This window comes from Marinobacter sp. (genome assembly GCF_041690455.1).
Classification (GTDB): Bacteria; Pseudomonadota; Gammaproteobacteria; order Pseudomonadales; family Oleiphilaceae; genus Marinobacter.
In genome coordinates, this window is sequence record NZ_JAWLHI010000029.1 from 24,412 (window position 1) to 50,452 (window position 26,041).

The 26,041-nt window shown below is 57.6% G+C and carries 25 protein-coding genes and 1 pseudogene; 8 read left to right on the forward strand and 18 right to left on the reverse strand.

Translation table 11 applies throughout. The features are described 5' to 3' along the window. The first annotated feature begins 302 nt into the window (after positions 1-302). From ACESMW_RS08835 to ACESMW_RS08855, 5 genes are all read left to right on the forward strand, one after another. A complete protein-coding gene (locus ACESMW_RS08835) occupies positions 303-1,499 on the forward strand; it encodes an acyl-CoA dehydrogenase family protein (RefSeq protein ID WP_372986675.1) in 1,197 nt (398 codons plus the stop codon). Between the two features lie 10 nt (positions 1,500-1,509). Then, the gene (locus ACESMW_RS08840; protein WP_372986676.1) at positions 1,510-2,652 is read left to right on the forward strand and encodes an acyl-CoA dehydrogenase family protein; all 1,143 of its coding nucleotides are present in this window, start codon (positions 1,510-1,512) and stop codon (positions 2,650-2,652) included. Between the two features lie 134 nt (positions 2,653-2,786). Then, positions 2,787-3,548 carry a class II aldolase/adducin family protein gene (locus ACESMW_RS08845; RefSeq protein WP_372986677.1) on the forward strand — a complete coding sequence of 254 codons (762 nt, stop codon included), beginning with the start codon at positions 2,787-2,789 and terminating at the stop codon, positions 3,546-3,548. Between the two features lie 32 nt (positions 3,549-3,580). After that, on the forward strand, positions 3,581-4,036 hold the full coding sequence (locus tag ACESMW_RS08850; protein WP_372986678.1) for a MaoC family dehydratase: 456 nt from the start codon (positions 3,581-3,583) through the stop codon (positions 4,034-4,036). A 143-nt stretch (positions 4,037-4,179) separates the two neighbouring features. Then, positions 4,180-4,491 carry a site-specific integrase gene (locus ACESMW_RS08855; protein ID WP_372986679.1) on the forward strand — a complete coding sequence of 104 codons (312 nt, stop codon included), beginning with the start codon at positions 4,180-4,182 and terminating at the stop codon, positions 4,489-4,491. Positions 4,492-4,502: 11 nt separating this feature from the next. Here ACESMW_RS08855 and ACESMW_RS08860 read toward each other — a convergent pair whose 3' ends face one another. Continuing rightward, positions 4,503-4,922, reverse strand: coding sequence for a hypothetical protein (locus tag ACESMW_RS08860; RefSeq protein ID WP_372986680.1), 420 nt, complete (start codon positions 4,920-4,922; stop codon positions 4,503-4,505). Between the two features lie 273 nt (positions 4,923-5,195). Here ACESMW_RS08860 and ACESMW_RS08865 point away from each other — a divergent pair, with 273 nt between their 5' ends. Beyond that, the gene (locus ACESMW_RS08865; protein ID WP_372986681.1) at positions 5,196-7,325 is read left to right on the forward strand and encodes a TonB-dependent receptor plug domain-containing protein; all 2,130 of its coding nucleotides are present in this window, start codon (positions 5,196-5,198) and stop codon (positions 7,323-7,325) included. Here the strand turns inward: ACESMW_RS08865 and ACESMW_RS08870 are convergent. From ACESMW_RS08870 to greB, 8 genes are all read right to left on the reverse strand, one after another. Then, a complete protein-coding gene (locus ACESMW_RS08870) occupies positions 7,322-8,137 on the reverse strand; it encodes a hypothetical protein (RefSeq protein WP_372986682.1) in 816 nt (271 codons plus the stop codon). The two genes, ACESMW_RS08865 and ACESMW_RS08870, sit on opposite strands and share 4 nt — an antisense overlap. Further along, on the reverse strand, positions 8,127-8,969 hold the full coding sequence (locus ACESMW_RS08875; RefSeq protein ID WP_372986683.1) for a citryl-CoA lyase: 843 nt from the start codon (positions 8,967-8,969) through the stop codon (positions 8,127-8,129). Before ACESMW_RS08875 ends, ACESMW_RS08870 begins: the two co-directional genes overlap by 11 nt. 12 nt (positions 8,970-8,981) lie before the next feature. Further along, on the reverse strand, positions 8,982-10,706 hold the full coding sequence (locus tag ACESMW_RS08880; protein WP_372986684.1) for a thiamine pyrophosphate-binding protein: 1,725 nt from the start codon (positions 10,704-10,706) through the stop codon (positions 8,982-8,984). Positions 10,707-10,736: 30 nt separating this feature from the next. After that, positions 10,737-12,464 (reverse strand): putative bifunctional diguanylate cyclase/phosphodiesterase, encoded by a 1,728-nt coding sequence (locus tag ACESMW_RS08885; protein ID WP_372986685.1) that lies wholly within the window; start codon positions 12,462-12,464, stop codon positions 10,737-10,739. Next, a complete protein-coding gene (locus ACESMW_RS08890; RefSeq protein WP_372986686.1) occupies positions 12,457-12,915 on the reverse strand; it encodes a response regulator in 459 nt (152 codons plus the stop codon). The genes ACESMW_RS08885 and ACESMW_RS08890 overlap by 8 nt, the downstream gene beginning before the upstream one ends. A 73-nt stretch (positions 12,916-12,988) precedes the next feature. Further along, positions 12,989-14,467 (reverse strand): sensor histidine kinase, encoded by a 1,479-nt coding sequence (locus tag ACESMW_RS08895; protein ID WP_372986687.1) that lies wholly within the window; start codon positions 14,465-14,467, stop codon positions 12,989-12,991. Beyond that, entirely contained in the window at positions 14,464-14,979 is a 516-nt protein-coding gene (locus ACESMW_RS08900; RefSeq protein ID WP_372986688.1) for a YfiR family protein, read from the reverse strand. Before ACESMW_RS08900 ends, ACESMW_RS08895 begins: the two co-directional genes overlap by 4 nt. A 110-nt stretch (positions 14,980-15,089) precedes the next feature. After that, a complete protein-coding gene (gene greB, locus ACESMW_RS08905; RefSeq protein ID WP_372986689.1) occupies positions 15,090-15,596 on the reverse strand; it encodes a transcription elongation factor GreB in 507 nt (168 codons plus the stop codon). A gap of 289 nt (positions 15,597-15,885) precedes the next feature. On the opposite strand from greB, the gene ACESMW_RS08910 reads away from it, so the two are divergent. Further along, on the forward strand, positions 15,886-16,167 hold the full coding sequence (locus tag ACESMW_RS08910) for a hypothetical protein (protein ID WP_372986690.1): 282 nt from the start codon (positions 15,886-15,888) through the stop codon (positions 16,165-16,167). On the opposite strand, the gene ACESMW_RS08915 is transcribed toward ACESMW_RS08910, so the two are convergent. The 8 genes from ACESMW_RS08915 to ftsY all read right to left on the reverse strand — a co-directional run bounded on the left by ACESMW_RS08915 (position 16,168) and on the right by ftsY (position 24,327). Further along, on the reverse strand, positions 16,168-17,646 hold the full coding sequence (locus ACESMW_RS08915; protein WP_372986691.1) for an ATP-binding protein: 1,479 nt from the start codon (positions 17,644-17,646) through the stop codon (positions 16,168-16,170). It abuts the gene before it with no gap. After that, positions 17,633-18,313: a response regulator transcription factor gene (locus ACESMW_RS08920; protein WP_091998009.1), complete on the reverse strand. Its 681-nt coding sequence runs from the start codon at positions 18,311-18,313 to the stop codon at positions 17,633-17,635. The genes ACESMW_RS08915 and ACESMW_RS08920 overlap by 14 nt, the downstream gene beginning before the upstream one ends. A 103-nt stretch (positions 18,314-18,416) precedes the next feature. Then, complete coding sequence (gene hyi / locus ACESMW_RS08925) at positions 18,417-19,196, reverse strand: hydroxypyruvate isomerase (protein WP_372986692.1); 780 nt, start codon at positions 19,194-19,196, stop codon at positions 18,417-18,419. A gap of 5 nt (positions 19,197-19,201) precedes the next feature. Next, positions 19,202-20,113: an NAD(P)-dependent oxidoreductase gene (locus ACESMW_RS08930; protein ID WP_372986693.1), complete on the reverse strand. Its 912-nt coding sequence runs from the start codon at positions 20,111-20,113 to the stop codon at positions 19,202-19,204. Between the two features lie 227 nt (positions 20,114-20,340). Next, positions 20,341-21,201 (reverse strand): RNA polymerase sigma factor RpoH, encoded by an 861-nt coding sequence (gene rpoH, locus ACESMW_RS08935; protein WP_372986694.1) that lies wholly within the window; start codon positions 21,199-21,201, stop codon positions 20,341-20,343. 193 nt (positions 21,202-21,394) lie between these two features. Further along, on the reverse strand, positions 21,395-22,399 hold the full coding sequence (gene ftsX / locus ACESMW_RS08940) for a permease-like cell division protein FtsX (RefSeq protein WP_372986695.1): 1,005 nt from the start codon (positions 22,397-22,399) through the stop codon (positions 21,395-21,397). Further along, entirely contained in the window at positions 22,389-23,090 is a 702-nt protein-coding gene (gene ftsE, locus ACESMW_RS08945) for a cell division ATP-binding protein FtsE (RefSeq protein WP_372986696.1), read from the reverse strand. Before ftsE ends, ftsX begins: the two co-directional genes overlap by 11 nt. 31 nt (positions 23,091-23,121) lie before the next feature. Continuing rightward, positions 23,122-24,327 carry a signal recognition particle-docking protein FtsY gene (gene ftsY / locus ACESMW_RS08950; RefSeq protein WP_372986697.1) on the reverse strand — a complete coding sequence of 402 codons (1,206 nt, stop codon included), beginning with the start codon at positions 24,325-24,327 and terminating at the stop codon, positions 23,122-23,124. A 161-nt stretch (positions 24,328-24,488) separates the two neighbouring features. On the opposite strand from ftsY, the gene rsmD reads away from it, so the two are divergent. Next, the gene (gene rsmD, locus ACESMW_RS08955; RefSeq protein WP_372986698.1) at positions 24,489-25,127 is read left to right on the forward strand and encodes a 16S rRNA (guanine(966)-N(2))-methyltransferase RsmD; all 639 of its coding nucleotides are present in this window, start codon (positions 24,489-24,491) and stop codon (positions 25,125-25,127) included. Positions 25,128-25,269: 142 nt separating this feature from the next. Here rsmD and ACESMW_RS08960 read toward each other — a convergent pair. After that, positions 25,270-25,563, reverse strand: a pseudogene (locus ACESMW_RS08960) (type VI secretion IcmF C-terminal domain-containing protein); the annotation flags it as partial. Between the last annotated feature and the right edge of the window lie 478 nt (positions 25,564-26,041).

The following is a 26,041-nucleotide window of genomic DNA, read 5'->3' on the forward strand; positions in this document are numbered from 1 at the left end:
GTTGATGTCGTTGTTGTTGGTCTTTCCGGTGCCGGGCCATACCAGCAGAACTCAAACATAGTTTCGCAGAGCGATCTTGTTGTGCTTTATTATTCCGCTTAGCAGTACCGGCTTCCGAGTGAGACAATATAGACAAACGTCTCTACATCAACAAGGAGCGAAACTGATTTTTATGAAATTAATCTTTCGCTGAGTGTTTTCGTATTTCACTTATCATTGACACAGCCCCGGAAATTGCAGGATCATTGAGTAATTCTGCTATGCGGTATATATTTTCGCTGTAATGCAAAAGAGGCTATCCCATGAACATGAACTACACGGCCGAGGAACTGGCCTTCCGTGACGAAGTCCGCGCGTTCCTGGATGAGAAGTTGCCGGCGGATATCGCCGCCAAGGTGAAAGGTTTCCGGCGGCTGTCCAAAGAGGACCATCAGCGCTGGCAGAAAATCCTGAGCGAACAGGGCTGGTACGCCACTCACTGGCCGGAAGAATACGGCGGTGTGAAATGGACCCCGGTTCAGAAGCACATCTGGGATGAAGAATCCTGCCGGTATGGGGTACCTCGCTCCATTCCCTTCGGCGTCAACATGGTGGCGCCGGTGATCATCAAGTTCGGCACCGAAGAGCAGAAACAGAAGTATCTGCCCCGCATCCTCAGCGGTGAGGACTGGTGGTGCCAGGGTTACTCCGAGCCCGGCGCCGGCTCTGACCTGGCGTCCCTGAAAACACGCGCCGTACGCGAGGGTGACCATTACATCGTCAACGGCCAGAAGACCTGGACCACCCTCGGTCAGCACGCCAACATGATTTTCTGTCTGGTGCGCACCAATACCGAGGTAAAAGCCCAGGAGGGTATTTCCTTCCTGCTGATCGACATGAACACGCCGGGCATCACCGTGCGGCCGATCATTACCCTCGATGGCGAGCACGAAGTGAACGAGGTTTTCTTCGAGGACGTGAAAGTGCCGGCGGAAAACCTGGTGGGAGAGGAAGACAAGGGCTGGACCTACGCCAAGTATCTGCTCACCTACGAGCGTACCGGTCTTGCCGGTATCGGTCTGTCCAAGGCGGCCCTTCAGCACCTCAAGGAGCTGGCCTCCCGCCGCCTGAAGAACGGCAAGCCTCTGATCGAGGATACCGCCTTCAGCCAACGCATTGCCCAGGTGGAAATTGACCTGATGGCAGCGGCAATCAGCAACCTGCGTATCGTTGCCTCGGTCGAGGGCGGCGGTATGCCCGGGGCGGAGAGCTCCATGCTCAAGGTGCGCGGTACCGAGATCCGTCAGGCCATCAATGATCTGGCCCGCCGGGCCATCGGCCCCTACGCGATCCCGTTCGTGGAAGAAGAACTGGACCTGGACTACAACGGCGACTTCCTCTCGGACAAGAATGCCGCTCCGTTGGCCGCCCAGTACTTCAACAACCGCAAGCTGTCGATTTTCGGCGGATCCAACGAGATCCAGAAGAACATCGTGTCGAAAATGATTCTCGGGCTTTAAGGAGGCGACCATGGATTTCCGACTCAACGAAGAGCAGCAGATGTTGCAGGACACCGTGGCCCGCCTGGTACGCGGTGAGTACAGTTTTGAAAAACGCCTGGAGTACAGCGAATCCGAACTGGGCTTCAGTGAGGATTTCTGGAAGCAGCTGGGTGAGCTGGGCCTCACCGCCGTGCCCTTCCCCGAGGAGCTGGGCGGCTTTGGCGGCAGCGGCGTGGAAGTACAGAGTGTGATGACCGAACTGGGTCGTGGCCTGTGCATCGAACCCTACCTGCAATCAGTCGTTCTGGGCGGCGGGCTGATCAGCCAGGCCGGCAATGACCAGCAGAAAGAGCAGTGGCTGGGCGGTATCGCCAGCGGCGAAACCCGGGCGGCCGTGGGTTTGCAGGAGCCCCAGAGCTTCTATGACCTGAACGATGTGGAAACCCGTGCCGAACAATCCGGTGACGGCTATGTCCTGAACGGTCGCAAGGCGGTGGTTATCGGAGGGCACTGCGCGGATGTACTGGTGGTCTCCGCCCGCACATCCGGTGACAGCCGGGATGCCGACGGAATCAGCCTGTTCCTGGTCCCAGCAGATGCCGAAGGCCTCGAACGACGCACCTACCCGACCATCGATGGCGCCAAGGGATGCGACCTGTTCCTGAACAGTGTCACTGTTGGCGCGGACGCGCTGTTGGGGGAGGAAGGCCAGGCCGCCGGTGTTATCGAGTACCAGGCCGGTCGCGCTATCGCTGCCCTGTGTGGCGAGGCTGTAGGCGTGATGGAAGTGGCCTGTGATTTGACCCTGGAGTACCTGAAGCAGCGCAAGCAGTTCGGTGTGCCCATTGGCCGGTTTCAGGTTCTGCAGCACCGCATGGTGGACATGATGTCGGAACTGGAACAGGCCCGCTCCATGGCCATCCTGGCTGCCAGCGTGGCCGATGAATCCCAGAGCGACGAGCGGCGCCGGATTCTGGCCGCAGCCAAGAACGTGATCGGTCGCAGTGGCCAGTTCATTTCCGAGCAGGGCATCCAGTCCCACGGTGGTATCGGCATGACCTGGGAATACAACTTCGCCCATTACGCCAAACGCCTGATCATGATCAACCACCAGCTCGGCGATGACGATTTCCATCTGGAGCGTTACGCCACCCTGTTACAGGCCAGCTAACCCCCTTCTTCAGTGAGCCTGGGGCCTCTCTCTTCCAGTCGGAGGCCTTTTCGGGGGTGGCCCAACAGCCATCCCCTTTTTTGTTTCCGGGCAGCGGCCTGCGTGGCTCCTGTCCTCTTGCAGAGGTGATAACCATGACAACAGACACCGCACCCCAGGACACCGCAGATCTGAAAAAAGCCGAATGGAAGGTAAGAACGGAGCTGGCGGCCGCCTATCGGCTGGTTGCCCTGTTTGGCTGGGATGACCTGGTCTTTACCCACCTGTCCGCAAGGGTACCCGGCCCCGAACACCATTTCCTGATCAACCCTTACGGCCTGCTGTTCCACGAAATCACTGCCTCCTCACTGGTGAAAGTCGATCAGAATGGCGAGGTGGTGGAGTCCGGCAGTATCAGCCGCGTCAATCCGGCGGGGTTCACCATTCACAGCGCCGTCCACATGGGGCGGGAGGATGCCGGGGCCGTCATGCACCTGCACGCCGCCGATGGCGTCGCCGTCTCGGCCCACCGGGACGGACTGCTGCCGTTGAGCCAGACCGCCATGCTGTGCCTGGAGCACCTGAGTTATCACGAATACGAGGGTGTTGCCCTGAACCTGGATGAACGGGAGCGCCTGATCCGGGACCTGGGCGACAAATCGATGATGCTCCTGCGCAACCACGGCGTACTGACCGCCGGCAAGGATGTCCCCGAGACCTTCACCTACCTGTATTTCCTGATGAAGGCCTGCGAGATCCAGGTCAAGGCCCAAAGCTGCGGTCCGGTCCATCTGCCCTCGGACCAGGCAATCCGGACCACCGCGGAACAGTCCCAGTCCCTGGGAATGGCTGCCAAGCTGACCTGGCCGGCACTGGTGCGCCTGCTGGACAGCAAGAACCCCGGCTACGGCGTGTGATCCCTTCGCCAACTGACTGTCAGGAGAACCCCATGGTTTCAATCGCGATCAACGACCTGGAGAACTACAAAGGCGTGGTTATCGGCCATAGCCCCTGGACCACCATCAGCCAGGACATGATCAATGCGTTTGCCGATGCCACCGGCGATCACCAGTGGATCCACGTGGATGTCGAACGGGCGAAGCGTGAGTCGCCCTGGAAAAGCCCGGTGGCTCACGGCTACCTCACCGCGTCCCTGATCCCCATGCTCAACAGCCAGACCCTGAAGGTCGCCGGCACCTCCGCCACGATCAACTATGGCCTGGACAAGCTGAGGTTCCCGGCGGCGGTTAAGGCGGGGGCGGAAATCCGCAGCAAGGTGGAACTGAAGGAGCTGACGCGGGTTGACGACAGACGAGTGCTGGCGACCTACCATACCACCATCGAAATCCGCGGTGAGGACAAACCCGCCTGCGTGGCTGACAACCTCGCCATGTACGTGATCTGAGGAAAAACGGTCCGGGCTGTCTGCATTCCAGGCCGTCACAAGGTGCTTACAAACCGTAAAAGGAAAATTTTGCGACGTTCAAAAGATTGTCATAAGATGCGTCCAACATAACAACAACGATCCCAAGCGGAAGAGTTTTACCCATGACAATCACCCAGGCACTGGAGCAATCCCAGCCGGACCTCGTCCGTCGTCTGACCGCTGCCATCCGGGAGCAACAGCTCAACCAACGCGCAGAACAAACCTACCTGCACTGGATTACCCGTTTCGTGCTGTTCCACGATTCCAAGGACCCCGAGGCCCTGGAAAGCGAGGATCAACAACAGTTTCTGAGCTATCTCAGCGAGGGCATGCGGGTGTCCCGGGCGCGTCTCAACCAGGCCAGGCAGGCACTGGCATTCTTCTATGAGAAGGTGCTCGGCAAGTCCGAACTGAGCGGTGTCGCCGCCGCCTGATCAATCGCACCTCAGCGGCCAATCAGGTTGGTGTTGAGGGTATCGTAGGTTCGATTTGCCGGTGGCCGGATCACGTAGTTATTGCTGTGGGTCTGGCCCGGTACGGACTTGGGGTTACTGAACCGGATATCCACCGGAATTTCCGAGCGCCCCAGATCGGTCCGTTCATCCCGGGGCTGAAGGGACAGCGGGTCCAGATAGAAGTCATCGTCGGACCGGGGCTTGACTGCCACACCCTCGGCAGGCGCCGCCAATCCCCCTTCGACAACCGTGTTGGCCAGGGCGTCCTCCTCGATTGAACGCAGAGCGATGGTTTCAATAGTGGAACGTTCTTCATATTGAAAACCTTCGGCCCCGTCCGATTCCGCTAATGCCCATTGGGTGCCGAAAGCCAACCAACCCAAGATCATCAGGCCGCTAATCCATTTCATCTGATTGTCCCTGCCCAAGTCCTTGATGACAATTTCCAGTCAACTCTCACAACCATCATGTTAACCGCCGCTCAGGTGTCATTTTTGTGACGCGCTTACAAAGCTCAAGAAATAAACCTTATTTCAGTTCTTGTCCAACGACTTTCCCAAACTAGACTGCATTTTTATAAGGGAAAATCGTAAACTAGACGAGATTTCAGGCTTCGGTAAGGACCTTAACCAATTGCATCCAGGCGCAGCAAAAACACAAATCCCCCTCGATGGGGCGCATTAATGAGAGACCTCATTCAATTCCGGTTTGCACGTAATTTCGCTCGAAAGGTCTGGCCCATTCTGATGCCTTTTGCGGTGGCACCTGTGCATGCGGAATCGCCGTCTCCGGCTAATGATCTTTGGGACCTCTCACTCGAACAGCTAAGCCAAATCCGCGTTGTTTCCATTGCCTCGGGCACGGAAACGCCTCTGGACAAAGCGGCCGCCATCACCTCTGTTATCAGTGAGGAGGAGATCCGGGCCATGGGAGCAAACGATCTCGACCAGGTGCTCGAGACCGTTCCGGGGTTGCACGTTAACTATTCGGACCAGGCTTATTCGCCGAAATACATCTTCCGTGGCATCACTTCCAGTTTTAACCCACAGGCTCTTATGCTTGTTAACGGGATACCCGTAACAACAGCGATGTTCGGCAATCGGGGGAATGCTTGGGGAGGCATGCCGGTCAAGGCTATCCGTCGTATCGAGGTGATTCGGGGCCCCGGGTCAGCCTTGTATGGTGCAGATGCCTACGCTGGCGTAATCAATATCATCACCAAAAACGCTGGTGACATCGATGCAACCGAGATGGGCATTCGCGCCGGAGAGTTTGATACCGCAGGTGGATGGGTCGAGACAGCTGGGCAACTTAACGAAGTTGATCTGAGCCTCTCACTGGAATACCAGGCAACGGACGGCTGGGATAGAACCATTGAGGAAGACGCCCAAACACAGTTTGACCAACAGTTCGGCACCTCAGCTTCCCTTGCTCCCGGTCCGGTGAACACTTCCGTAGATCAGATTGAGGCCCGGGTTGAAGCCAACGCAGAACAATGGACATTCCGTGCGGGACTGCAGGACCGATCAAACATCGGCACGGGGCCCGGTGTCGCTCAGGCGCTGGATCCACGTGGTCGTTTCGCCTCCCAGCGCATCAACAGCGACTTCACCTACAACTGGCTCGACGTGGCTGACGGGCTCGACATCGCGGCCAGACTCAGCTATTTCAACGTAACCCAGGAGCCGGAAGGGGATATTTACCTGTTTCCACCCGGCGCCTTTGACGGCGCTTTCCCCTCCGGACTCATTGGCAATCCCGGATACGATGAGCGGCAATGGCGTGCTGAGATCAACTCCACCTATAACCCCACCGGGAACCACCGCATTCTCTCGGGAATTGGCGCCTTATGGGCCAGCCTCGAGGAAGTGACTGAACGTAAAAATTACAATGACGACTTCACACCCAAGGATTCCGTGGTCGATGTGTCCTCAGATCCCGACCAGGTCTGGATGCCAAAGGAAAGCAGACGTAACTACTACGCTTTCATTCAGGACGAATGGCAATTCAGACAGAACTGGCAACTGGTAAGCGGATTTCGCTTTGACCACTTCACTGACTTTGGCAACACGATAAACCCTCGTGCGGCGCTCATATGGGCAACCAGCGACAAGATCACGACCAAGTTCCTTTATGGTCGCGCTTTCAGAGCGCCATCACTGAACGAGCTGTATGTGTCCAATAACCCCGTCACCGAAGGCAATCCAGACCTGGAACCAGAATCCATCGACACCTATGAAATAGGGCTGTCTCATGCTGTGGACTCAGATTTTTCCTATGGGGTTAACCTGTTCTATTACCGGATTAAGGATCTGATTAACGCCCAACCGACCGAGGGCCCTGTGGCTACGCGCTATGAGAATTCCGGAGAACGCCGTGGATATGGCGGGGAGTTTGAGCTGAGAAAGATCATTACCAAAGATCTTTCCGTGGTCAGTAATTATGCATACCAGCATTCTGAAGAACGTCGCACCGACAATCGGATCGGCGATGCGCCTGAACATCAGGTGTATGCCCGAATTGAATGGGATGCCACCGAAGACTGGCAGGTCAACACACAAGTCAATTGGGTTGGCGAGCAATATCGCCAGGAAGGTGACGACCGTGATCCGGTCGACGATTACACTTCCGTCGACGTCACTATTCTGGGGGATCACCTCTGGCGGGGGCTTGATATCTCACTGACGGTAAGGAATCTGCTAGACGAGGACGCGCGCTCCCCAAGTCCTTTTGCTGACCCCAGCCCCGCCGTCCCCGGCGACTTCCCGTTGGCCGGGCGGCAGATCATCGGCGAGGCTCGTTACCAATTCTAGCCCAGGCTCTCGTCCCCATTGCCCCAATCACGCTTCGCCGGCCCCTCATAAACCACATTCTCGCATCTGACCGGGAAAAAACTTCCCTCAGGCCGCGATACCGCATCCTGGTAACACGGCACCATACCTGTCACGAAACAGGGCGTCAGAAACAGCTGGTACTGCTGACAGGTAAGCCCGATATCGGCCGCCAGACCGGCGTGTAACGCAGCAACGTTCATTGAGAAGCCGTAGCGGTCATTGAGGTACGCGTGCACATCAAAAGACATTCGCAGATAGCGCCCGTCTGAAAAACCATACTCCCGGGCTTTTTCCATCATGAACGGGATGCGCTCATCAGTTTTCGCCAAGGGTCGTCCATACCCGTAAAGATTGCGTCCTGAGGCTTTCTCACGCTCAACGAAGTCCTCAAGCAGGCCCCCACTATCGCAGAATTGTCCCGCACGATAGAAAAAATCCAGTGCCCGCACCTCTGGCCTCCGTCCATATATCGAAGCCTCAGAGACGCTTAACCCGGCCATCAGTGACAATGACGCTGTCGAACGGGCACTCCCTGCCAGTGCTGCAACATGATTGGGCCAGATTGATGGATCCGGATAAGCGGTTGAGACCCAGTACGAGCCCAATAGGCCCGCAATGTCAGCTCCGGGATCCCGCCCCAGTATTGCGTGCAGATATAGCCGTATCCAGTCCCGATCACCTAGATCGCGGTGCAGATCCTCACCATGGAGAACGACGCGATCGGAAAGAAACGCTTTACCCACCCGGGTAAGCCAACGGGTTTCAGTTTCAAGCAAACGTTTATGCGTCACGACAACCTCCAGCCTCTGAACTCGCATCGGGCCGGCTATCAGCGGAAGGTTCCAACTCGACACCGGGGCCGTAATACGGGAACTTTTTCCAGCCCATCTCGCCCTGCTCTATCGCGTGGGCGGCGGCTCCGGGCAGGCGCAGAATGAGGTACAGCATACTTGCCTGATCGGCATTGAGCCTGAGGTCCACTAAGGCGGCGGCAGCGACACCACTCATTGCCAGGGGATATCCGACAAGGCGCTCGAGATCTTCCCGGTGTTCTTTGAGCCAACGGAGTGCCCCGTCGCCCGGACCTAGCTCCGAAAGCTGATTCAAGACCTGTCTGACCGGAGTGGGAGTGACATCTCCGTTCGGATCGAATCCCGGCGCATGCTCCATCGGAAGCCAGATGTCCGCGTGTTCCCGTTTTTCAGGATCGGTAAGCGCTCGCACCCAGCTATCAAAATCCGTCCCGCACGACTTCCAGGCGTTCACACACTCAACCACCTCCTGTGCACCACCATACTGGCCTGCACCGACCGCCAGTGCGGCCATCAGCGCAGAACTGTGATTGGTTCCCGCTACTCCTGCGTTCATCGCCGCGCGGACACTGGCTTCACGCGGACCAGGATTGGCCAACGCAATGGCGAGCGTTTCCAGAAGCCGGGTACACGAAGTCGAGGGTCTTTCACCGCGAAACATCACCAGAAGGTACTCGAACCATCCTGCGTTTTTCAGGATCTGACCATATACATCGTAGCCCTGGCAGTAGCAGGACTTCGCTGCAAACGGATTATCTGGCTCAGGCTCCTCCAGCCAGAATTTCGAGTGATATTTATATTCAGAACTCATCAATCACCTGTATCAGTTTGCGCCCGTGAGCACTTTGATGCGTGACCCCATTGGCGGAATCTCGTCTGGATCAATCGCTATATCCAGCAAACATGGCCCCGGGCGCCCCAGGATGCTCTTGATATCCAGTTCCAACAGCGACTCCATTGACGCAATGCGATAGGACTCAATCCCCATTGCCGTGACCATTGCAGCATAGTCGATGACGGGCAACTCATTCGCGATTGCTTCTCCTCCCCCGAGTGCCTGGCCGTGTCGAACCATACCCAGGGCCGAATCATTGAGCACAACCATCAGCACATTGAGATTCTCCTGCAACGCGGTGGTCAGCTCCTGCCCCGCCATCAGGTAACTGCCATCGCCTGTGAAGCAGATCACCGGCGCGCCTCGGACCGCCTCCGCTACGCCTATGGAAGCGCCAATGGCCCATCCCATGGAGGAAAAACCGATGCCGATATAAAAGGGTTGCCCATGAACCCTGGTGTTATCCCGTGCACCGGTGTTCCAGTGATGTATGCCCCAGAGATAACTGTTTCCACTATCAAACAGAACATGAGCATTGTCCGGACAAATATCAGACAAGTGCGTCATCAGCGCTTGGGGTTTCACACACCCCTGCCGGGTCAAACAACCAGTACGAAGCTCGGGCTCAATAAATGCAGGGAGTTCCTCAGCGCTAACGGAAACGCTCTGACGGCATTGCGCTTCCTCTTTCATGGATTCCAGCAAACGTCTTGCGACGACTCCCGGATCCCCCAGCAAGGTAGAGGCTGCGAATGCCGAGCGGTACAAATGATCAGGATGATCGGAAACGTGAATGAGTCTATCGTTCATCACGCCATCGGGATTCCAGCCTGCTGTCGTCACTTCATCCAAGCCACTGCCGACCAGCACAACCCGTTCGGCGCACTCAGCGCTCAACACCCGGGTCGCGCTTTCATGACCAGCGAAACCGAAGACCCCCTTGTTCAGTGGGTGGTAACTGTTGATCAACCCTTTGGCACGGGGAGTGGTCACCAGATTCCAACCTCTGTATTCAGCCAACCTCACCCAATCCTTCACAGACGCTTGCGCCCTCTCACCAAGCACTACGGTCACATTCCGGGCGTCACGGACCAACGTGAGGGCTTCCCGCAGCGCCGTTTCAGGCGGCGCCCCTACCTGTGCAATCACAGGATTCATCGTGCAGGGCGTCCCTTCCCGGGTCAAAGGATGTCTCATCACATCGTTGGGAATTGACAGGTGCACCGGGCCCGGCCGCGGTCCGAATGCGAGGCTGATCGCCTGAAGGAGTTTCGGTTCGAGCTGATCGGGGTGAGAGACGAGCGAGTTGTACCGGGTGCACTCAGCCAGCATGCGCAGAGTGTCGATACTTGTACAGGAGCTCTCCTGTAGCGATCCCTGGCCAAAGCGCTTCAAGGCAGTTTGTGCAGTGATTACCAGTACCGGCACGTTGTCGGCATAAGCCGCAGCGACGCCCGTGATCAGGTTGGTGGCCCCCGGGCCTGCTGTGGAACATACTACCCCAAGTCTTCCGGAAGCGCGGGCATAACCATCCGCCATAAAGGCCGCGCCTGTCTCGTGCCGGGCAGTCACCGGACGAATAGCCCCTCGTCGGCGGCTTCTCGCCAGGGCGTTATAGAATGGCTCTATACTTCCCCCCGGAACACCGAAAACGTATTCGACTTCCAACTTCTCCAGATACTCAAGGATTAGATCACCGCATTTGAATACCACTGCTACAGGTTCCTTATTCGACGGCTTTAGTCAGCGTTCAACAAGTGGCAGCGGCATAGGCTTCCTGATGCCATAACCTTGAGCATAATCGATGCCCAGGTCTGTCAGGGCATCCTTGATAGCGTCGTTTTCCACAAACTCGGCGATCGTCTGCAAGCCGGCTGCGTGGGCAATCCGGTTACAGGCATCAACAATCCCGTGGTCAACCGGATCTTCCAGCATGTTTCGGACAAAACCACCGTCGATTTTCAGGTAATCGATGGGCAATGCCTTCAGATAGGAAAAGGAGCTCATTCCCGAGCCAAAATCATCCAGGGCGAACTTGAATCCATCGGCGCGCAGTTTATCGATAAAACCGATAGTCTCGTTGAGGTTGGAGATGGCTGTGGTTTCCGTGATCTCGAAACAGATACTGGACGGCATGATGCCATACTCCAGGGCCTTGTCGCGGATATAACGATAGAGCCCTGCATCGCTCAGGGAGCTGCCCGAAAGGTTAATAAAATACGTATTACCATTTTCCTGACTGAAGTTACTGGCTCTGACGGCACCAAAGGCCAGCTCAATCACGCGCCGATCAATCCTGGGCATCAGACCGAAGCGCTCGGCGCCCGGGATGAATGCACCCGGTGGTACCAGATCGCCATCGTACTTCAGGCGCACCAGAAATTCTGTGTGGAAACTGCCGCTGCTACTCCCGGAAAGAGCCTGCATTTGCTGGTAATACAGAACGAAATGGTTTACGTCTGACCGAAGCGCCTCCTGCAAACGCCCGAACCAATCCATGTCGCTTTGTCTGCGGCGCATGTCCTGATCGCTGGCCTGGAAAAGCTGGACATTGTCACGCCCCCGGTCCTTGGCCGTATAACAGGCGAGATCAGCCTGACTCAGTGCCTCGCCTGACGACCGGGTTTGGGGGCTTATCTGGGCCATGCCGATGCTGAGTGAAATCGAAAAGATTTTTTTCTCCCAGATAAACCGGTATTCCCGCACCTCCTCGCAGAGTTTTTCAGCAATCTCTCTGGCATGAAAAACATCACAACCGCGCAGCAGAATGCCAAACTCATCGCCTCCAAGCCTGGCAAAGATGTCATCCACCCGGACGATCCGTTTCATACGGGCTGAAAGCTGTTTCAGCAGCTCATCGCCAGCAAAGTGCCCGCAAGTATCGTTCACCACTTTGAACTGGTCGAGATCAAGAAAGAGCAGGATATGGTTTTCCCCGGTATTGCGCGTCTCATCAATTGTTAGTGACAGCCGGCGCTCGAACTCCCGCCGGTTTACCAGTCCGGTGAGACTGTCGTGATACGCCAGATGCTCGAGTGTCGACTCGGCACTATGTTTCTCCCTGCGGACCTGGGCTTCCTGCAATTCTCTCTGGATTGCGGGGATCAACCGGGCGGTGTTCCCTTTCATGATGTAATCCTGGGCGCCGCCCTTCATTGCCCGCACTGCCTCCTCTTCGCCAATCAGGCCGGAGACGATAATAACGGGCAAGTCAGGGCAGGCCTGCCTTGCAAGCTGAAGAACGGAAAACGAAGTAAACCCGGGTAACACGTGGTCTGTAATAACGATGTCCCAGATACTTTCCTGAAGAGCCTCCTGTATCGAGGCCTCGCTATCCACCACCCGGTATTCCGCCTCAAGGCCCCCTATGCGTAATGCTCGCATCAGGAGCACTGCATCGTCCTCGCTATCCTCCACCAGGAGGATCCGAAGCGACGGGTTCGTTACTGCTTTCAACATCGTCTCACTCATGGCATTCACCTGACTCGACTGAGGGAAGTGAATTGACGTTCAACCAATAGTTTGCCAACACTTCCATGTGCTCCTTGAACTCTCCGTAATTGATCGGTTTGGTAAGGTAGCTGCTTGCCCCGAAGCGGTATGCGTCGGCAAGTTCATGTGGTTCATCTGTCGACGTTATCATGACGACTGGTATCCACCGGGCATTGGTTGATGACCGTAGCGCCTTGAGCACTTCCAGGCCATTGATTTTGGGCAGCTTGATATCCAGGAGGATGACTGCAATCGAGTCGAGATCAATTGTGGGGGGGCCGCTGTCAGAACCAAGCAAACAATCCAATGCTTCCTGTCCATCGTGCAACACGTGAATCGCGGTTTTATTTACAATTCCTGAGAGTGCTCTCACCGCAAGAAACTGATCATCCGGGTTATCCTCCACCAACACGATCGATCTTCTATCCATTCAATATAAATCCGCTTTCTTAACCCATTGAAGACAAGTGTGACGGCTCTTGCGCATCCTTCCTTGCCGTCCATCAATGCTTCGACTGGAGCCCTGGATTGCTTGTACTTCTCGGCAATTCTACGAAAAAAGAGGCGCCTTTATTTACTTCAGATTGCGCGCGAACGCTTCCTGCATGGCGATTGACGATACGGTAAACCGTTGCAAGCCCAAGACCGGACCCGGGGAAATCGCTCGGTGAATGCAAGCGATTGAAGGAAACAAACAGTTTATCCGAGTATTTCATATCAAAGCCTACACCATTGTCATCGATCTGGATGGTAACTGTGTCGGATTGGCGCTCAGCGGAGACTCGGATTTGACGCTCTGGCTGCCGCGAGGAATATTTCCAGGCGTTCTGGAGCAGGTTCTGGAAAGCCACACGAAGTAACCTCTCATCACCAGCCACGTAGATACCGTCCTCGATCTCGACAAGCGAGCGCTTTGTTTCGTCAACTCCCTTCAGCTCTTCAACAATCTCCTTGAGCATTGTCGAAAGATCGATAACATCAACATCGAGCTGTTTCCGGCTTACACGGGAAAGTATCAACAAACCGTCGATCAGACTTCCCATCCGCGTCGTGGCCGCTCGTATCCGTTGCAGGTAATCCTTGCCGGTAGCGTCCAACTGATCGGCGCAGTCTTCTTCCAGCGCCAGACCAAATCCCTCAATTGCACGCAGCGGTTGCCTCAAGTCATGGGACACGGAATAACTGAAGGCCTCCAGCTCGCTGTTTGCAAGGCGTAATTGCGATGTGCGGGTTTCAACAACACGCTCCAACTCATACTTGCTACGGGTAATGCGCTGATTCTGTTGCTGAATTGTACTGATCATGTCATTGAAAGCCATGCCCAGCCGGCCCAGCTCATCATCGCCCGAGACCCTGACCCGGACAGAGTAATCCTCTTCCCGGCCGATGGTTTCAACTGCGTCAGAAAGCTCCTGAATCGGTTGTGAAACCAGACGCTGCAGTCTGAACGCGATCATCACAAGAATGGAAATAATCGTTATTGAAATAACCAGCACAAAGAAAATGAATGTGCGGATATGTTGACGCAGAACTTCGAGCCGGGATTTCAGAAAGAAAAAACCGACAGCCTCCCCTTCGATGAGAATCGGCCGCATCATGGAGTAATAATCTTCAGAAAATCCGTCAGCCGGCGCAGCAGACAGGGACGGACAGACCTCTTCTGCTTCGTCCTCAAAGGCACTTAACACACCTCCGTCGGCATCATAGATGCACACCTGCTCAATGGTTCCGATCTGGTCGAGGCTGGCAATGATACTGCTCAGTTGGTTGCGATCCCTAAAGAGCACCGCCGCCGCCGACTGCTCCGCCAGAATACTTGCGACTGTGTTGAGTTCAGATTCGAGCTGCTTCTTGTATACCTGATGTTCGACGACTACCAGACTTACACATACAAGAAAGATTCCAAGGCAGCTAACGGACAGAGTCAGAAGTAACAGCTTGGCCTTGAGAGGCAGAGACCGCCAGTAATTCAAAGTGGTCATCGGAGCACCCTCACGGCAAGTTCAAGCAAGCGGGAATTTATCAGCAGCCCGGCATCCTTGGCAGCCTTTAGATTGATCTCGAATTTGATGACGTTGCCCTGCTTGACGTAACCAATGACACCACCGCTATCAATAAACCCCTTCATGTCGCTGACGGTCAGGATGCCCTTGCTGATAGCGCGTTCCGCAATTTCAGACAGTTCACGAGGAGCCGAAGAGTTTACGAACATAACCTGGCAGGCATCAGACTGCTCGATCTGATCAATTAAAGAGAGGGAAATGGTGCGTCCCTGCGCACTGCGACCACGAATTGGCTGAATAGCGTCCCAAACCTCTTTGTCATCAAGTACACAAAGGGAAAGGTTCGACGTTTCAGGTGGCGTCTTCCACTCGACAAAGCGAGTGAAGTTGTATAGATACGCCGCCTTGATTTCAGCTTCTGAACTGACCTCTGCCTGCGCAAGGACGTCGTGAGCAGCAAGCAACAAAGCGAAGATAACTACCCTGAGCACTCCCGGGGCTCTCCTTCTCATTCTTAATGGTTATTCCTGCACGCCCGAGTCTCAAGGTTCGAGGACAAGTCTTGAAGCGAAGAGTATCACCGGTAAGGAGTCGATAAAACTTAAGGGGTCAAGTTATAGCGTATCTGTGTGATAAACCATGAGGTTTCACCCTCCGGAGTCCTGACGATGACCTCGTCATCAAGACATTTACCAATCAACGCACGGGCCATGGGCGAGTTGATGCTGAGATAGCCCTTGTTGAGATCGAACTCGTCGGCCCCCACCAGCCGGAAGGTCTGCTCCTTGCCATCCTCATCCTCGATGGTCACCCAGGCGCCGAAGAAGACCTTGTCCCGCTGCTCCGGAAGCCGATCCACAACCGTGACTTCCTCCAGGCGCTTGCTGAGAAAACGGACCCGCCGGTCGATTTCCCGCAACTGCTTCTTGCCATAGATATACTCGGCGTTTTCCGAACGATCGCCGAGGGCAGCGGCCTCGCGCACGGCCTGGGTCACCTGCGGGCGCTTCTCCTTCCACAGGTATTGCAGCTCTTTGCGGAGCGCCTGCTCGCCCTCTGGCGTGATATAACGCGGCCGGGCACCGCCGTTACCGGATGCCTGATTCATTTGGGTGTGATTCCTGTGTTGCACTGGCCCGGGAAGCGGCCATAAAAAAACCCCGTAAGAACGGGGTTAAGGCTAGCGCTGTGCTGGAGGGAGAAGCAAGCGGTTGCTACCGCTCCTTCCTGTCTACAATACCCATTCTCCATAGATCACATTACCCCGCTGTGGCCAGCGAATTACCTTTTTGACAGGCTTTGACCGGATCGAAATTAGGTTGCACAGCCTAGAGCAACGGCGTTAGCGTTCGGGTAATAGCATTTTCGATCGATTGGATACTGACGGAGATCCGACCATGAACACACAAAGACTCATGCAGCTGGCGCTCAATGGCGTCGACACGCTGGGTTACCGGCTCGACCAGCTGGGCGTGACCAGCAAGATCAATCGCCACAACCTGGCCGCTTTCCTGTTCGCCGAACAGAAGCACTGGGAAGGCGAGTGGGACAGCATTCAGGCGAAGGTGGACCGCCGGCGCTCCCAGTTCGAGCACCTGGCGCATAACGTTGAGAGCCGGGCGGATACAGTGATCGGCCCGGTCCGTGACCGTTTCAACCGGTTCCGCGCCAGCCAGTAATCAGTGGCCTGACGTTTCTGCCGGTGTCTTGGTTTCGGCACCGGCAGCTTCCCCCGATTCTGCCTGGGTCGCCTTGATCCGTTTCCGGGCGGCGGTGAACGCCGGCATCCGAACCGTTACGGTCAGCCCCGGTGATTCCTCTCCCGGGTAGGTATCACTCAGAACAATCCGCCCCTGGTGGATTTCTGCCACCGCGCTGACCAGGCTCAGGCCCAGACCGTTACCGGGCAGTGACCGGCTCTTGCCGACCCGGTAGAACCGCTGGAAAACCTGATCCTTTTCATCATCGGGAATACCGATACCGCTGTCCTGGACCTCGAAGATAGCCTCATTGCCTTCAAGTCTCACCACAATACCGATCCGGCCTTTCTCTGGCGTGTACTTGATGGCGTTATCAATCAGGTTACTGACCATCTGGAACAGCAGGTCCCGATCCCCTTCGATCATCACGCCCTTGGCAAGGGACTGCTCGAAGTTCTGCTCCTTGTCTTCCGCCAGCGCTTCGTAGAGTTCGCAGGCATCGGACACCAGTTCGTCCAGGGAGACCGCTTTCATGTCCGCAGCATTGCCCCGGGTTTCCAGACGGGCAATCCGTAGCAGGGCGTTGAAGGTAGCCAGCAGCTGGTCCGCCTCGGCAACCGCCTGGCCGACATGCTCCCTCGCCTCGTCGTCATTCACAGTGATCAGGGTGTTTTCCAGCTGGTTACGAAGCCGCGTGAGTGGCGTCCGAAGGTCATGGGCAATGCTGTCGGAGACGTGACGGATGCCTTCCATCAGGTACACGATCCGGTCCAGCATCTGGTTGAGGTTTTCCGCCAGCTGGTCAAAGTCGTCGTCAGTACCCCGGGTGGGTATGCGCAGGGACAGGTGGCCGTTCATGATCCGCCGGGAGGTATTATTGATCACCTCGATCCGCCGGGTGGTGCTGCGACTCATCAGGAAACCGCCGAGCAGGGCCAGAGCCAGGGTGATGCCCATGCCCCAGTTGATGGCGGTTTCGATCACCCGCTTGAGGTTGGTGAGTTCATCAACATCCCGGCCGACCAGCAGGCGCAACCCGCCCTGGACCTCGAAAATCCGGGCGCGGGCAAGCCGCTCCGGTCCAGTCCAGCCGACGGATTCGTTCAGGGTGAAATTGATCCAGCCGCTTTCCGAACGGCTGCCTTCCGGCCAGGCCTCAATGTTGCCGGCCAGCTTGAGGAAGTCGTCGGTAGTCAGCAGATAGATGGATTTGGCGTTGGGGTCCCGGGCAACCCGCTCCCGGATGATGGTGATCAGGCCATTCACACCCCGGCCCCGGTACTGCTCCGCCAGACCGGCGATTTCCGCCTCAATGGTCTGGTCGGTCTGGGCAGTCATGAAGCCCGCTGTACGCCAGTAGATGAAGGCCAGTAACAGAAATACCGAGGTGGCAAAAACCACCATGTACAGCAGGGCGAGCTGGAAAGTAGAGGTTCTTAGCTGACTAAGCAGTTTCACGCAGCATGTATCCTGCACCCCGGATGGTTTGCAGCAAGGGTGTATCGAATTCCTTGTCGATCTTGGCGCGCAGGCGGCTGATGTGAACGTCGATCACGTTGGTCTGGGGGTCGAAATGATAGTCCCAGACTTTCTCGAGCAGCATGGTCCGGGTCACCACCTGCCCGGCATTACGCATCAGGTATTCCAGCAACCGGAATTCCCGCGGCTGCACGTCAATATTCTTGCCGGCACGTTTGACGGTGCGGGCGAGCAGATCCATTTCCAGATCCGCGACCCGAAGTACCGTCTCGGTCTCCGCAGCCTGGCGATGCCGACGGATCAGGGACTCGATCCGGGCCAGCAGTTCGGTAAACGAGAACGGCTTGGTCAGGTAGTCATCGCCACCTCCACGCAAACCTTCAACGCGGTCGTCCACATCCCCCAGGGCGCTGAGAATGAGCACCGGAGTCTGGTTGCCAGTGGCACGGACGGTCTTGATGATGGACAGCCCGTCCATCCCCGGCAGCATCCGGTCGACGATCATGATGTCGTAATCTTCACTGGCCGCCATCATCATGCCTTCCTTACCGTCAGCGGCATGATCCACAACGAAATCGGATTCTTTCAGTCCCTTTACCAGGTAATTGGCTACGTCCTTATCGTCTTCGATTACCAGTGCTTTCACCGGTTCCCCTCCTGATAGCGGATAACATTAACTGTAAGGTTACGGAGAAGTCCGAAAGCCGGCCAGTTACGATCTTGTAAGAGGGTGTCGCCTAAGGCGACGGTCACGACTGCCCCGAGAACCACGCCAGCGACGCCTCCGTGTTACCGGAAGGCCGGTACTCCGCACCTACCCAGCCATCGTAGTCCAGCCGATCAATGGCCGCGAAAACATTCGAAAAGTTAATCTCTCCGGTGCCAGGCTCGTTTCGCCCCGGATTGTCGGCGAACTGGATGTGGCCAATCCAGGGCAACAGGCACTCCATGGTCCGGATCAGGTCACCCTCCATGATCTGCATATGGTAAAGATCGTACTGAAGGCGCACGTTGTCCATCTCCACTTCCTCGATCAGGGCCAGCACCTTGCCCGAGGTGTCCAGGAAGAACCCGGGCATATCCACCCGGGAATTGATGGCCTCCAGACACAACGTGATCCCCTCGGCATCCAGCCGTTCAGCCGAGTAGCGGACATTGGCAACCAGGGTCTTCCACGCCGCTTCTTCGTCGAGATCCGCCGGCTTGAGCCCCGCCAGGCAATTCACCTGTCGGCAACCCAGCTCCCGGGCATATTCGATCGCCCGGTCGACACCTACCCGGAATTCATCCACCCGGTCCGGCAGGCAGGCAATGCCCCGCTCACCGGCATCCCAGTCTCCCGGCGGCAGATTGAACAACACCTGGGTCAGGTTGTTGACCTCCAGTTCCCGGGCAATGTCCTGCGCCGGCCAGGCATAGGGAAACAGATACTCCACACCCTCAAAACCAGCCTCCCGGGCCCTGGCAAAACGCTCCATGAAATCCACTTCGTTAAACAGCATCGACAGATTCGCAGAAAAACGGGGCATAGCAATTACTCCTTGGGGCCTCGGCCAAGAGAACCCATCAGGGTTCCGTTCAGGTGTTCCAGTTCCAGCAGTAGGCCGCTGTGGTCAACATCACTGTGGCCATTGGCCACCAGGGACAGATACTCATTATGCACCTGCTGGGACAGCGGCAGCGTCAACCCTTCCGCCCGCGCCTCATCCAGAATCATGCGCAGATCCTTGAGCTGAATCCTCGACGGCGCACCCGGCGCAAAATCCCGATCAATCATCCGCTGCCCATGCAGCTCCAGAATCCGGCTACCGGCAAAGCCACCCATCAGCGCCTCCCGAACCGCCGCCGGATCAGCCCCACCCTTCGCCGCCAGCAACAGCGCCTCGGACACCGCTCCGATGGTGATCCCCACAATCGCCTGATTCGCCAGCTTGGCCAGTTGCCCGGCACCGACCGGGCCGATACGGGTGCACTTGCCCATGGCCTCAAACACCGGCCGCGCCCGATCAATATCCGCCTCAGACCCGCCAGCCATGATACTCAACCGCGCCTCGGCCGCCCCCACGGTACCACCGGAAACCGGCGCATCCACGTAACCGGCGCCCTGCTCCCGCGCCAGCTCCGCATGACGACGAGCCAGAGAGGGCTGGACCGAACTCATGTCAATCACCAGCACACCTGGCTTCAGGGCCTCCATCGCCCCCTGCACGACCAGCACGTCCTCAACTACGTCACCGTTCTCCAGCATAGTGATCACAATGTCCGCCTCGCGAACCGCGTCGGCCGGCGTTTCCGCAATCGTCGCCTCCCCGGCGAATGGCTCACACTTACTGGCGGTCCGGTTCCACAGGGTCATTGGGAAACCTGCATCCAGCAGGTTCCGCGTCATAGGGGCACCCATCAGGCCGATGCCGAGGAAAGCAATTCGAGGATGTTGATTTGTCATTTCTTGTACTCACAGCTATGTCGCGAAAGGCATTTGGGAGGGGCTTTCCAGAACCGTGCGGAGCCATGGATGGCGGAGCCGAGCGTACAGGGACGTATTCACAGCGTGTTCTGGAAAGCCCCTCCCAAATGACTTTTGCAGCCCGCCAATGCCAGCCATTATACAAACAAAAACGCCACCAACCGCGAACGGTGGTGGCGTTTTCTCAATCGCTTGGCGGAACCCGATCAGGCCGCTTCAGCCATCTTCACTTTGATCTTCTTCATGGCGTTCTTCTCAAGCTGACGGATCCGCTCCGCAGAAACCCCATACTTGTCCGCCAACTCATGCAGCGTAGACTTGCTCTCGGACAACCAGCGTTCCCGCAAGATATCCTGACTACGCTCATCCAGGCTTTCCAGCGCCTGCATCAGGCGGCCATTGGAATCCTCGGACCAGTCCGCATTCTCCAGCTGGGTGGCCGGATCACTGCGGCGATCTTCCAGGTAGTACGCCGGCGCCTGATAGGCGTTGTCATCATCATCGTCCATCGGACCATCAAATGCCGTGTCATGGGAAGCCAGCCGGCCCTCCATTTCACGGACAACCCGCGGTTCCACACCCAGGTCTTCCGCCACCGCCTGAAGCTCATCATGGCTAAGCCACGCCAGCTTCTTCTTCTGGCTACGCAGATTGAAGAACAGCTTGCGCTGGGCCTTGGTGGTGGCCACCTTCACGATCCGCCAGTTACGCAGAATGAACTCGTGAATCTCGGCCTTGATCCAGTGCACCGCGAAGGAAACCAGGCGCACCCCGTATTCCGGGTTGAAGCGCTTGACGGCCTTCATCAGCCCGACATTGCCTTCCTGGATCAGGTCGGCCTGGGCCAGCCCATAGCCGGAATAGCTGCGGGCAATGTGAATCACAAAACGAAGATGAGAGAGTACAAGCTGACGGGCGGCTTCCACGTCGCCTTCATAATGGAGCCGTTCCGCCAGCTCCTTTTCCTCGTCCGCTGAGAGCACTGGGATGCGACTCGCAGCCTGAATATAAGACTCGAGATTGGCACCCGGAACCAGTCTGTCAACCAGTTGTAAACTCGTACCCATTCAGTTACCTCCGAACCTGACGACCGTTAAATATAACAACTAAAACTTAGACCGCCAAGAACTTGATAAGTTCCCGAATTATCCAGTAAAACGTTCTAAATCAACTACCTGGAAAATTCACTGTTGCTTTCGCTGATCCTCAAGCTACGCCAGCGCAAGCCGTGTTTTCAATACGGTATTCCCGCGACCCGGATCACCCACCGGCAATATCGCCGGGTTCTATGTCATCCAGATGACGCTTCACCGCAACCCATGCGCCAAGCCAGCCTAGCAGCATTGCCACAATAATCAACGCCAGTATCCCATCAAGACCAAGACCGACCAGGGTAAAGTCACTCCGGTACAGGCCGGCCAGCCGCTCGATCGGACCGCTGAGCCACCACAGGGACAGCTGCAGCAAAATCCAGGCGACAACTCCCCCACCCAGACCATACCAGGCACCGGTATAGAGAAACGGCCGGCGAACAAAGGCGTCGGTGCCGCCGACCAGCTTGGCCACCAGGATTTCATCCCGGCGGCTCTCGATCGCCAGCCTCACCGTGTTACCGATGACCAGGATCACTGCCGCTGCCAGCAGGATCGCCAGCGCCCAGACCGCACGGGCGAGCAGGTCCGTCATGGCATTGAGCCGTTGCAACCAGCCCAGGTCAACCTGAACCCGCTCTACCCCTTCCAGACCCCGGACAAACGTGACCAGTGCCTCCACCCCGGTGGCCGAGCGGCTTCGTTCGTCCGGGGTGATCAGCAGGGTGTGCGGCAGGGGGTTTTCTTCAAGATAGTCCAGGGCATCTTCCAGGCCCGAGTTGGCGCGGAATTCCGCCAGCGCCTGCTCCCGGTCCACCAGCTCAATGTCTGAAATGCGGCTGTCGGTGCGGATCTCATCCACCAGGCCCCGGGCGTCCTCGAGCGGTATGCCCAGCTGGAGATAGGCGGTTACCCGGGCACTGCTCTCCCAGCCGGCACTCACGCCCTGCAAACTGGTCAGCAACAGCAGCAATGCCACCGGCAACGCCAGGGCGACCCCCATGACCGTCCAGGTCATCCCGGTCCCCACCGGTGTCGTCCACAAACGGTGCGCACTGTCCCTGGCCACCTTGCGGTGGTGATCGAAGTAACTCCGGACCTGCTCCTTCCAGGGGGAACGCCCCGTGTTGGCACCACGGGCAGTATCGACTTTCCGGCGTGAGTCAGTGGCCACTGACACCTCCCGGGGCACCCTGCAGGGGCGAGCTGCCGCCGGCAATCAGGCGGCCGTGGTCAAGCGTGAGGGTCCGGCGGTCCATTTCATTCACCAGGCCGATGTCGTGGGTGGCGATCAGCACGGTCACGCCCACCTGGCTGAACCGGGTAAACAGATTCATGATATCGGCAGAAAGCTCCGGATCCAGGTTACCGGTGGGCTCGTCCGCCAGCAGCACCGGCGGTTTGTTCACCACTGCCCGGGCAATGCCGACCCGTTGCTGTTCACCGCCGGACAGCTGCATCGGGTTCATCTTTTCCTTGTTGAGCAGGCCCACCTTGTCCAGCGCGGCCCGCACCCGCCGGCCGATATCCCGGGGCGATGCGCCCATCACCTCAAGGGGCATGGCCACGTTGTCAAAGACGGTGCGATCGAACAGTAACTGATGATTCTGGAACACCACGCCGATGTGGCGACGTATGTAGGGAATCTGCCGGCGCGGCAGACGGTTGAGCAGCTGGCCACCGACCACCACTTCCCCGGCACTGGGGCGTTCCATCACCATGATCAGCTTGAGCAGGGTACTCTTGCCGGCCCCGGAGTGGCCGGTCAGAAAGGCCAGCTCACCCCGGTTCAGGCTGAAATTGACCTGCGCCAGCGCCGTGTGGTCGCTGTCATAGCGTTTGGTGACCTGGCGAAACTCGATCATCGGTGACTACTGCTCCGGGTAGAACGCGGCCTCAGTCAAACAGCGCGTCGACAAAGGTCTCGGCATCGAAACTGCGCAGGTCTTCGGCCTGCTCGCCCACGCCAATAAAGCGAATCGGCAGCTGCAGCTGACGGGCAATGGCGAATACGATACCGCCTTTTGCGGTGCCGTCCAGTTTCGTCAGGGTAATGCCGGACACACCCACCGCCTGCTGGAACACCTGGGCCTGGCTGAGGGCATTCTGGCCGGTGCCGGCGTCGAGCACCAGCATCACTTCGTGGGGCGCGGACTCGTCCAGCTTCTTCATGACCCGAACGACCTTGGCCAGCTCGTTCATCAGGTTTTCCTTGTTCTGGAGACGACCGGCGGTATCGGCAATGACCACATCCGTGCCCCGGGACTGGGCGGACTGGATCGCATCGAAGATCACCGAGGCGCTGTCGGAACCTGTCTCCTGGGCCACAACCGGCACGTTATTGCGCTCGCCCCAGACCTGCAGCTGCTCGACAGCCGCCGCCCGGAAAGTATCGCCGGCGGCCAGCATGACCGACTTGCCATCGGCCTGGAATTTCTTGGTGAGCTTGCCGATGGTGGTGGTTTTGCCCACGCCGTTCACACCGACCATGAGAATCACATAGGGCTTCTTGCCCGCATCGATCTCCAGGGGCCTGGTGACATCCTTCAGCAGGCCGTGCAACTCATCCCGCAATGCCTTGCGCAGGGCCTCGCCGTCTTTGAGCTGGTTGCGCTCGAGCTTGTCGGTCAGCGAATCGATGATTTCGGAGGTGGCAGTCACACCGACATCGGCCATCAGCAGCGTGGTCTCGATTTCCTCGAGCAGATCTTCATCAATCTTCTTGCCGACAGAGAACAGGTCCGAAAGGCCACCGGTCAGGCTGGCGCGGGTCTTGCCAAGGCCCTGTTTGATCCGCTCGAACACACTGACCTGGGGCTCGGGTTCCGGCGCAGGCTCGGGCACTGCTTCCGGAGCGGGCGCTTCGACGGGCTTCTCTTCCGCAGGTGCTTCGGCAGGGGCTTCCGGTGCAGCCGGTGCTTCGGCTTCGGGGGTTTCTTTCGCCTCGGGCTCTTCGGCCGGGGCCGGCCCTCTGGCCACCTCCGGCTTGCGCTGGGGAACGGGTTTCGGCCGGGGTACCCGCTTGCGGTTACCGGCAATATCCACCACAAAGAAGAGCACAAGAAGGGCCAAAAGGCCGATTGAAATCCACTCTGCCGTCATAGTTCTACCATCTGTCTGGAAATGGGCGGGCGAAAACAAAGCCGACATTCTAGCAGACTGCCAGGGTTAAGTGAGGGGCCGCCGGATTATCCAAAGGGGCACCGCTTTCCGGTACCATAACGACGCATCGACTTATCTTGCCCAGTACCCCGGAGCGCCCCATGGCCCAACGCAGAACAGCCCGTCACAAATCCGGCCCACAGCCCCGGAAAACGGACGCCCCGGGCGGTAGCGGCGAGCTGCGAATCATCGGCGGCGACTGGCGCAGCCGGAAACTCCGCTTCCCCGATGCCGGCGGCGTGCGCCCCACCCCGGCCCGCACCCGGGAAACCCTGTTCAACTGGCTGAACTACCACATTGCGGGCGCGGACTGCCTGGACCTGTTCGCCGGCTCCGGCGCCCTCGGCCTGGAAGCCCTCTCCCGCGGCGCGGGTGCCGCCACGCTCGTCGATCACACGCCGGCCCTGGCCCGGGCCCTGCGGGACAACCTGCGCCTGCTGAAATCGGACAAGGGGGACGTTGTCTGCCAGGGCGTGGAAACCTACCTGGCCCACCGCCAGCGCCCGCCCTTCGACATCATTTTCATGGACCCGCCCTTCCGCCAGGGCTGGCTGGAACGACTGTTTCCGCTGCTGGAATCGCAGCAATGGCTAAAACCCGGAGGCTGGGTGTATGTCGAGCACGAAAGCGAACTGCCAACGCCGGCGGTGCCGGCAGGCTGGCAACTGCACCGGCAGAAAACCGCCGGGCAGGTGAGCTATTGCCTGTTCCGGGTGTCAGGGGACGGAGAACGGGCGTGAAGATGGGGTCAGATGAAGGCTTTCATCAGACCCCGGCTTTGGCCGCGAGCTTGGGGATGAGCTGAGCCTGGGGTCTGAAGAAAGCCTTCTTCTGACCCCGACTTTAACGGTAACGCCAAAGGCTTGGTCCATCCCCGCCTGATCAATACAGGCTTCGGGGTATCCGATACCCCGCCAGCAGCTGTTGAGTGAAGGGGTTGGTATTACTGCCGGCATGCAGGCGGTATTTCATTTCCCCATCGTCGACACGGAACCTCACATCGACCGCATTCCTGCTCACCCCGGTAATGTCTGCTCTGCCCAACAACCGAAACAGGGCCCAGGGGCCGCTTTCAGATACACTTCTGGGTGAGCGGTTGACCTGTACTGGCACCAGCGTGATTCGGGTTTCCACGGCATCTCTCAGCGTGTTGGGCCATACCAGCGGGATACTCTCACAGTGCCATAGCTGCCCCTTATAGCCTGAAAGAAAAGTCTTACCTTGAATCTAGGAAACCCTGAATGATGCCAACTTGACGGAGTTCTTGATGAATACCCAAGGAAATGTCTTCAGTACCATCGCTAAGGCCACAAGAAGGCGGCCCCAACCACGCTATTCTGTGATCGAAGCCCTGAATATCAACACGAATTAGGTTAGCTTTGCTTCTGAGCCAACACTTTGATTGCGCTCACCGGCCGGCAGGGATGCCAGGCGAACGCGACACCTGCCCAGTGGTGTGACGCGCCAGGGAGAGGCCTGGCTCCCTATCCCAAGTTACCCCGTTCACCATAACTCCAGATTATGCGCAGCTGATCCGTGGCAAGCCCCCGATATCCTAGGGAGACTCTGAATAAGTCTCCGAAATCAGCGATAATACGGCTATCGTCAACCGCATAGGATCGTTGCCACCATGGATCAGATCACCTTCTCCGAA

Bases quoted from the DNA above. Each gene is read 5' to 3' on its own strand.
- ACESMW_RS08835 (WP_372986675.1), top strand. From the start codon at position 303: ATGAACATGAACTACACGGCCGAGGAACTGGCCTTCCGTGACGAAGTC.
- ACESMW_RS08840 (WP_372986676.1), top strand. From the start codon at position 1,510: ATGGATTTCCGACTCAACGAAGAGCAGCAGATGTTGCAGGACACCGTG.
- ACESMW_RS08845 (WP_372986677.1), top strand. From the start codon at position 2,787: ATGACAACAGACACCGCACCCCAGGACACCGCAGATCTGAAAAAAGCC.
- ACESMW_RS08850 (WP_372986678.1), top strand. From the start codon at position 3,581: ATGGTTTCAATCGCGATCAACGACCTGGAGAACTACAAAGGCGTGGTT.
- ACESMW_RS08855 (WP_372986679.1), top strand. From the start codon at position 4,180: ATGACAATCACCCAGGCACTGGAGCAATCCCAGCCGGACCTCGTCCGT.
- ACESMW_RS08860 (WP_372986680.1), bottom strand. From the start codon at position 4,922: ATGAAATGGATTAGCGGCCTGATGATCTTGGGTTGGTTGGCTTTCGGC.
- ACESMW_RS08865 (WP_372986681.1), top strand. From the start codon at position 5,196: ATGAGAGACCTCATTCAATTCCGGTTTGCACGTAATTTCGCTCGAAAG.
- ACESMW_RS08875 (WP_372986683.1), bottom strand. From the start codon at position 8,969: ATGAGTTCTGAATATAAATATCACTCGAAATTCTGGCTGGAGGAGCCT.
- ACESMW_RS08885 (WP_372986685.1), bottom strand. From the start codon at position 12,464: ATGAGTGAGACGATGTTGAAAGCAGTAACGAACCCGTCGCTTCGGATC.
- ACESMW_RS08890 (WP_372986686.1), bottom strand. From the start codon at position 12,915: ATGGATAGAAGATCGATCGTGTTGGTGGAGGATAACCCGGATGATCAG.
- ACESMW_RS08895 (WP_372986687.1), bottom strand. From the start codon at position 14,467: ATGACCACTTTGAATTACTGGCGGTCTCTGCCTCTCAAGGCCAAGCTG.
- greB (WP_372986689.1), bottom strand. From the start codon at position 15,596: ATGAATCAGGCATCCGGTAACGGCGGTGCCCGGCCGCGTTATATCACG.
- ACESMW_RS08910 (WP_372986690.1), top strand. From the start codon at position 15,886: ATGAACACACAAAGACTCATGCAGCTGGCGCTCAATGGCGTCGACACG.
- hyi (WP_372986692.1), bottom strand. From the start codon at position 19,196: ATGCCCCGTTTTTCTGCGAATCTGTCGATGCTGTTTAACGAAGTGGAT.
- ACESMW_RS08930 (WP_372986693.1), bottom strand. From the start codon at position 20,113: ATGACAAATCAACATCCTCGAATTGCTTTCCTCGGCATCGGCCTGATG.
- rpoH (WP_372986694.1), bottom strand. From the start codon at position 21,201: ATGGGTACGAGTTTACAACTGGTTGACAGACTGGTTCCGGGTGCCAAT.
- ftsE (WP_372986696.1), bottom strand. From the start codon at position 23,090: ATGATCGAGTTTCGCCAGGTCACCAAACGCTATGACAGCGACCACACG.
- ftsY (WP_372986697.1), bottom strand. From the start codon at position 24,327: ATGACGGCAGAGTGGATTTCAATCGGCCTTTTGGCCCTTCTTGTGCTC.
- rsmD (WP_372986698.1), top strand. From the start codon at position 24,489: ATGGCCCAACGCAGAACAGCCCGTCACAAATCCGGCCCACAGCCCCGG.